Genomic DNA, 6,967 nt, shown 5'->3' with positions numbered 1-6,967 from the left:
AGCAGTGGGCGATAAAGTTACCACAGGCAAACTGATTATGGTCTTCGAGGCCGCAGTTGGCGGCAGCGATGCCGCAACCGTCGAGGCTAAAGCGCAGCAGCAGAGCACGCCTGCTCAATCCGGCAGTAGTCAAGACGTCAATGTGCCGGATATCGGCGGCAATGAAGTAGAAGTCACTGAGGTCATGGTCAAGGTGGGCGATAAGATCATCGCCGAACAGTCGCTGATTGCCGTAGAAGGTGACAAGACGTCGATGGAAGTGCCGGCGCCGTTCGGGGGGACCATCAAAGAGATCAAGATTAACGTCGGCGATAAGGTCAGCACCGGTTCGAAGATTATGGTATTCGAGGTAGAGGGAGCCGTCCCCGCACTGGCCTCGGCTAAGGAAAGCGCTGCGGCAGTGGCCACTGCGCCGGCAACAGACGCTAACAAGAGGAGCCCCGCTGCCGCCACGTCATCGGCCCAAGGCAAAGATGAATTTGCCGAGAACAACGCATACGTGCATGCCACCCCGGTTATCCGCCGGTTGGCGCGCGAATTCGGCGTCAACCTGGCAAAGGTAAAAGGTACCGGGCGTAAGGGCCGTATTCTACATGAAGATATCCAGACGTACGTCAAAGAGGCGGTCAAACGCGCCGAAGCCACCTATGCCGACGCAGGTGACGGTACGCTGCCGAGCCTGCTACCCTGGCCGAAAGTGGACTTCAGTAAGCTCGGCGACACCGAAGAAGTGGAGCTAGGCCGGATCCAGAAAATCTCCGGCACCAACCTGCACCGCAATTGGGTGATGATACCCCATGTGACCCAGTTCGACGAAGCTGATATCACTGAAGTAGAAGCCTTCCGCAAACAGCAAAATGCTGAAGCTGAGAAGAAGAAGCTGGATGTAAAAATTACCCTGCTGGTGTTTATCATGAAGGCGGTTACTAAGGCGCTGGAGGAGCTACCGCGTTTTAACAGCTCGCTATCCGAAGACGCCCAGAAATTGACGCTGAAGAAATACATCAACATCGGCGTTGCAGTAGACGCCCCAAATGGTCTAGTGGTGCCGGTCTTCCGTGATGTGAACAAGAAAGGCATCGTGGAACTGTCGCGCGAGCTGGCGGAGATTCCGAAAAAGGTCCGCGCCGGCAAACTGACGTCTTCGGATATGCAGGGCGGATGTTTCACAATCTCCAGCCTGGGTGGCATCGGCGGTACGGCGTTTACGCCTATTGTCAATGCGCCAGAAGTGGCGATACTCGGCGTGTCTAAATTGTCGATGAAGCCAGTGTGGAACGGTAAGGAGTTCGCGCCACGACTTATGCTGCCGCTGTCGCTATCCTATGACCACCGGGTCATCGACGGCGCTGACGGTGCGCGTTTTATCAGCTTCATCAATAAGATGATGTCCGATATCCGTCGCTTGATGATGTAATTTCTAGGCCGACCTGCTTGTTTCTGCATCGCCGCCGGTGACGACGGGCGGTCGGCGGCGATACCAAAGTCGTCACATACTTTGCAGTCTATTTACATTTCTGTAAACTATGCGCGATGGAGGCGTCCCCCGGTGGATACAGCGCGTTATGCAAATATACGTGATAAAGACGCCTTGACCCGCCGGATAATCAACTAAGAGGTCATGATGAGTACTGAAATAAAAACTCAGGTCTTGGTACTTGGGGCTGGCCCAGGCGGCTATTCTGCGGCATTCCGCTGTGCAGATTTAGGTCTGGAGACCGTCCTTGTGGAACGTTACTCTACCCTCGGTGGGGTTTGCCTGAACGTAGGTTGTATCCCCTCCAAAGCCCTATTGCACGTCGCTAAAGTCATCGAAGAGGCTAAGGCTCTGAGCAAAAACGGTATCGTCTTTGGCGAGCCGCAAACTGATATCGACAAAGTACGTACCTGGAAGGAAAAGGTGGTCAATCAGTTGACAAGCGGCTTGAGCAGCATGGCTAAAGCGCGTAAAGTCAAGGTGTTAAACGGTTACGGCAAATTCGCCGGCGCCAATACTCTGCAGGTAGAAGGTGAAAACGGCACAACAACCGTTACCTTCGACAACGCTATCATCGCCGCGGGCTCCCGCCCAATCCAACTACCGTTTATCCCCCATAATGATCCCCGCGTATGGGATTCCACCGATGCACTCGCCCTGACCAGCGTGCCGAAGCGCCTACTGGTGATGGGGGGCGGAATCATCGGTCTGGAAATGGCCACCGTATACCACGCGCTCGGATCGGAAATCGACGTGGCGGAAATGTTCGATCAGGTTATCCCGGAGGCCGATAAAGATGTGGTAAAAGTCTTTACCAAGCGCGTTAGCTCCCATTTCAACCTGATGCTAGAAACCAAAGTCACCGCGGTGGAAGCTAAAGAAGATGGCGTGTACGTCAGCATGGTAGGGAAAAAAGCGCCGTTGGAAGCCGAGCGCTATGACGCCGTCCTAGTCGCCATAGGCCGCGTGCCGAACGGCAAACTGTTGGATGTTGGCCAGGCAGGGGTAGAGGTGGACGATCGCGGTTTCATTCACGTCGACAAACAAATGCGTACCAATGTGCCACACATCTACGCTATCGGCGATATCGTCGGCCAGCCAATGCTGGCGCACAAAGGTACCCACGAGGGCCACGTGGCGGCGGAAGTTATCGCTGGCAAGAAACACTATTTCGATCCGAAAGTCATCCCGTCTATTGCTTATACCGAGCCAGAAGTGGCCTGGGTCGGTCTGACGGAAAAAAAAGCGAAAGAAAAAGGTATCAGCTATTATGAGGTCGCCACATTCCCGTGGAAGGCATCCGGCCGCGCCATTGCTTCCAATTGTCAGGATGGTATGACCAAGCTGATTTTTGATAAAGAAAGCCATCGAGTGATCGGCGGCGCAGTCGTCGGCGTCAACGGCGGCGAGCTACTGGGCGAAATCGGTCTGGCCATTGAAATGGGCTGCGATGCGGAAGATATTGCGCTGACTATCCATGCGCACCCCACACTGCATGAATCAGTGGGTCTAGCGACGGAAGTTTATGAAGGCGCCATTACGGACCTGCCCAACGCTAAAGCGAAGAAAAAGTAATAATGTTCTTTTCCCTTCGGCAATAAAAGGCGTCGTTAGGCGCCTTTTATTACGTGCCTTGCAGGGCTGCCCCGCCGCGTGTCTCTAGCGACGTTGTCGGACAGCATTAAATTGAACAATTCACAGACGGTAGTTTTCTCCCACTGGGAGACGAGCCACCAATAGCTGTCCGCCCTTCGGGCGATGAATTGCGTCGCCAATGTAATCGACCAACTACAGGAGATGGGGCGGGCAAGATATTTCAATAGAGTATTCTCTTTGGTCATGTGTTGTCCACGAGGCAAAGCGCTCCTAAATTATGGTAGTCGATAGTGTTAGCAACGCCATTTTTAACCGGCTTGCAGTGAAATTCGTTGAGGGTAGAGCGACGATTGGCAAAAGAAAGAATGTCGTGGTGATAATGCGCCAGAAAATGGGCACTATTGTCGCTGTTGGTAATACCAAGAAGGTTCTCCCGCCTGTTAGAGGGATCGTCAAGCACGGCGAGCGTTTTTTACCGCACTGCCGGGCGCGTCGGCCATACTTTCAATCTTCGATTGGATATGCCGCTCCGGTGTCATCAGCTGTTCACGGATTTCTGCAAAAGCATCGTCCAGCAACCGGCAGACTTTCATGGTGCACACTTCCGCAAGGTGATATTCCAAACGGTGATCCAGCGGAGGCGATTGATAAATTTGATAATCATCTAGTTATATCAGATAGGACTATGGAGCCTGCTCCAGTAGGGTATAGAGTAGTGATAGCTAAAAACCTTGCAGTACTCACTGTTGGCATAGATAGGTGCGCAACTACATAAAACGGGCAACCATCGTTTGTCGGCGTGAGTGAGATCGTGCAGTCCTCTGGCGCTGAGCTGGTTAAGCTGCCGGTAGAGCCGGGTGATGGCGGCGTGCTCACCGCCTTTGCGGAAAAATCTGTCAAACAGTCGATCGATAAGCCCATATGGCTGGCGTCGTCCAGCGTTCAGGTCTGGATAATGCGCGTAATGCGGCCGCTACTCAGAATAATACTGAGGGGTGGACTAGAGATGATATCCATATCATGTTGCCTCCGTCGTAAAAGGGTAATCATCTAATGCTAACCCTCCCTAAGATTAGCAAACCGTTATTGGTGTAGAGGGGGTCAGCGTAGGGATCGGAGGCTGATGCAGCGTCCGATCGTGGCTAATAATGGTTGATAAACGCGCGCGTTAAGCGATAGGGGTGGCGCATCGTCGTCGGAATGCAGGGAGCATCGCAAAGCTGATGAAGCCGTAACGTATGCCGAAAATGAGGCCAAAACCGAAGCTGTAGTTAATGGTATCACTAATACCGAAGCCGAGGCGGTAGTTAAGCCGAGGTAAGAGCCTACGCTATATGGCATGCTAATACCTAGACCCGGGTGAGGTCACACGCGAGCTGATTACCCCGGTATGCCGGTGGTGGCAGCTGGGTGTGTTCTTTCGGGAAGTTTTTGTCTCAGTCTCCTCTATACACAGTGTCGGTAAAAGTATCACCTTGTGACAAGATTGCGTTAGGGATATCGACTTACGTCTGCGTAATGGGGTCGCTAACGCGCCGGCGATTTCACTTGCGGTAGCCGCGATAACTGCCCTGCTGCCACCTCCAAGACCTAATTGGCTGGCGCTGAGAGCGTTTGAGGGGCGATGGCGACAGCTACTTCAATCTCTTTCGCGCAGCATTGCGGCGATGAGGTTACCTCTGCCGGCAGCGTTTTCAACTGTGCGTCCACAATCTCAAACGTATTCGGCACCGTCGGCACGGACGTGCTTAGCGCGCCGGCCAGGAAGTTGAGGTATATTCGCCGATCGTACGTTGCTCAGTATTGCTGCTGCTCCCGTTGTCGATATCATTTAAATCGGGTGTGACGCCGCGGGTCAGCGACTAGAACGAAAGTGAAGATAGGTTATGAAGGGCAGCAAAGGCGCTGATGCCAAAGGCGTTGGCTAGCGTAAACATTGAGCCATCGACATTGTGGCTGATCATCGGCGTCACACCCACTTTGGCAAAACGCGCCGTCTCCGGTAAATCATGGTAAATACTCTAGAGTTGGGCGACGATATTGGTAACCGCATCCTTCTCCTCCTACCCTATTTCTCCTTCTCTAGTAATGCTGGGATGATAAAAATCCATTGTCATGGTGTTCACGATAAAATCGAGTTTCGCAGCGAGCAATTGTTCCACCAGCGTTATTTGCTCGGGATGAAGCCCGGTGGGGGCGGTCGAGGAAGCGTCAGCGAAATCCGCAGGTTCTGGTATTCCTGCTGCAGGCGGGCCAGTTCCGCGCTGATTTTCTCTATATCAGGTATATTGTTTTCCAGATAGAAAACTAACCCCTGCAGTTGATATAGGGTAATCGCCTAGCTATAGGCATAAGCTTCCAGTAATTTATCCTCGGAAAGGGCAGTAAAGATATCGGCATTATCGGCGCCGCCGAAGGATAAATTAAAGATCTTTCCAGCTTCGACTAGGGCATCGGCCATCGGGGTCGGGCTCTGCAGGCCCAGCGGGGTGTGTTGTCTTGGTCAAGGGTGATGAAAGAAAGCGTCAGGCTATCATCCTTCATGGCAGCGGCAAGTTCGATATACTCTGAATTCGGGCGTCTTGCGAGAAAATCTTTATCATCCTAGTTCGCTTTAATCGATACATCCATAAGGACATACAAGGTATGGTATTCATTTAGTCTCCTTAATTTACTTTGGGAATTAATAATTGCGGGTGCTAGAGGAGTATTGTTGAAAAAAGGCGTAATTTATTAACTCTTGAACGAAAGCGCAGTAGTTGCAGGGAGCGACGGAAAAAACGATAAGGGAGGAGCGTCTTTAGCAGCGCCGGCGTTGATATTCTCACCATCGCTGGCGCTCCGGCGCTTTGCTTCGGCACGCTTTCAGGTTAGAGTAACTTACTGCGCGGCGGTACGCGGTTATCTCCATGCCGCCGCACACGCTTATAGGTATCGCTAAGGCTTTATCGTTTCATCCAAGTATCAATTGATAATAATTAAAAAAATTAAAAATACGGTTAGATCCTGATAAACGGGCGGGCGGGAGTTGCCCAGCCGGATAACAATGAATCTTTTCTAGTTAATGTATCGCCGGTAGGGAATGAAAAGCCGGGCACTACCTATGACAATGAAAGTGAGGAGAAAGTCGTGCTAGAAGATTATCGTAAGCACGTTGCCGAGCGTGCTGCACAGGGCATTACCCCTAAGCCTCTCGATGCCGTACAAATGGCGGCTCTAGTTGAACTTCTGAAAAACCCGGCGGCCGGTGAAGAAGCATATCTGCTGGATCTGTTGACCAATCGGGTACCGCCGGGAGTGGACGAAGCGGCCTATGTCAAAGCAGGTTTCCTTGCGGCCGTTGCTAAAGGCGAGGTGTCTTCCCCGCTAGTGACGGCGGAAAAAGCCATTGAGTTGCTGGGCACCATGCAGGGCGGCTACAACATTGCGCCACTGGTGGACGCGCTAGATAATGAAGTGCTGGCGCCTATCTCTGCCAGAGCGCTGAAATCCATCCTGCTAATGTTTGATAACTTCTATGATGTAGAAGAGAAAGCCAGGGCTGGTAATGCTCACGCGCAGGAGGTTATGAAGTCTTGGGCTGAGGCAGAATGGTTCCTGTCCCGTCCTCCGCTGGCGGATAAAATGACCGTTACCGTGTTCAAGGTCACTGGCGAAACCAACACCGATGATTTATCCCCGGCCCCCGACGCCTGGTCGCGGCCGGACGTCCCGCTACATGCGCTGGCAATGCTGAAAAACGCCCGTGACGGCATTATCCCGGACCATCCCGGCAATGTGGGCCCCATCCAGCAAATCGAAGCGCTGAATAGCAAAGGCTTCCCGTTAGCCTATGTCGGCGATGTGGTGGGTACCGGTTCCTCACGCAAGTCCGCTACCAACTCGTTGCTGTGG

At 52.7% G+C, this 6,967-nt stretch carries 8 protein-coding genes; 4 read left to right on the top strand and 4 right to left on the bottom strand.

Going from position 1 to position 6,967, the window contains the following annotated elements:
* A partial coding sequence (aceF, locus tag BG74_RS05575) for a pyruvate dehydrogenase complex dihydrolipoyllysine-residue acetyltransferase (protein WP_244267335.1) occupies window positions 1–1,417 on the top strand: 1,417 nt, incomplete at its 5' end.
* Between the two features lie 207 nt (window positions 1,418–1,624).
* Window positions 1,625–3,052: a dihydrolipoyl dehydrogenase gene (gene lpdA, locus BG74_RS05570; protein WP_066597205.1), complete on the top strand. Its 1,428-nt coding sequence runs from the start codon at window positions 1,625–1,627 to the stop codon at window positions 3,050–3,052.
* A gap of 262 nt (window positions 3,053–3,314) precedes the next feature.
* Here the strand turns inward: lpdA and BG74_RS13340 are convergent, their stop codons facing one another.
* A complete protein-coding gene (locus BG74_RS13340; protein ID WP_187202685.1) occupies window positions 3,315–3,533 on the bottom strand; it encodes a hypothetical protein in 219 nt (72 codons plus the stop codon).
* Complete coding sequence (locus BG74_RS13335) at window positions 3,526–3,696, bottom strand: hypothetical protein (protein ID WP_187202684.1); 171 nt, start codon at window positions 3,694–3,696, stop codon at window positions 3,526–3,528. Before BG74_RS13335 ends, BG74_RS13340 begins: the two co-directional genes overlap by 8 nt.
* Window positions 3,697–3,872: 176 nt before the next feature.
* Here BG74_RS13335 and BG74_RS05565 point away from each other — a divergent pair, with 176 nt between their 5' ends.
* The gene (locus tag BG74_RS05565) at window positions 3,873–4,127 is read left to right on the top strand and encodes a hypothetical protein (protein WP_066597174.1); all 255 of its coding nucleotides are present in this window, start codon (window positions 3,873–3,875) and stop codon (window positions 4,125–4,127) included.
* A gap of 536 nt (window positions 4,128–4,663) precedes the next feature.
* Here the strand turns inward: BG74_RS05565 and BG74_RS13330 are convergent.
* Window positions 4,664–4,804, bottom strand: a complete 141-nt coding sequence (locus BG74_RS13330; RefSeq protein WP_187202683.1) for a hypothetical protein — start codon at window positions 4,802–4,804, stop codon at window positions 4,664–4,666.
* A 607-nt stretch (window positions 4,805–5,411) separates the two neighbouring features.
* A complete protein-coding gene (locus tag BG74_RS18935; RefSeq protein WP_256364226.1) occupies window positions 5,412–5,534 on the bottom strand; it encodes a hypothetical protein in 123 nt (40 codons plus the stop codon).
* Between the two features lie 668 nt (window positions 5,535–6,202).
* On the opposite strand from BG74_RS18935, the gene BG74_RS17045 reads away from it, so the two are divergent.
* Window positions 6,203–6,967: aconitate B (locus tag BG74_RS17045; protein ID WP_501037416.1), on the top strand; the 765-nt coding region annotated here is incomplete at its 3' end.

Source organism: Sodalis-like endosymbiont of Proechinophthirus fluctus, assembly GCF_001602625.1.
Classification (GTDB): Bacteria; Pseudomonadota; Gammaproteobacteria; order Enterobacterales; family Enterobacteriaceae.
Note: the sequence above shows the minus strand (reverse complement) of the source record. Positions and strands in the feature narration are given on the sequence as shown.

Excerpts from the sequence above, each read along its gene's own strand:
- BG74_RS18935 (WP_256364226.1), bottom strand. The coding sequence starts at position 5,534 with ATGGCCGATGCCCTAGTCGAAGCTGGAAAGATCTTTAATTTATCCTTC.
- lpdA (WP_066597205.1), top strand. The coding sequence starts at position 1,625 with ATGAGTACTGAAATAAAAACTCAGGTCTTGGTACTTGGGGCTGGCCCA.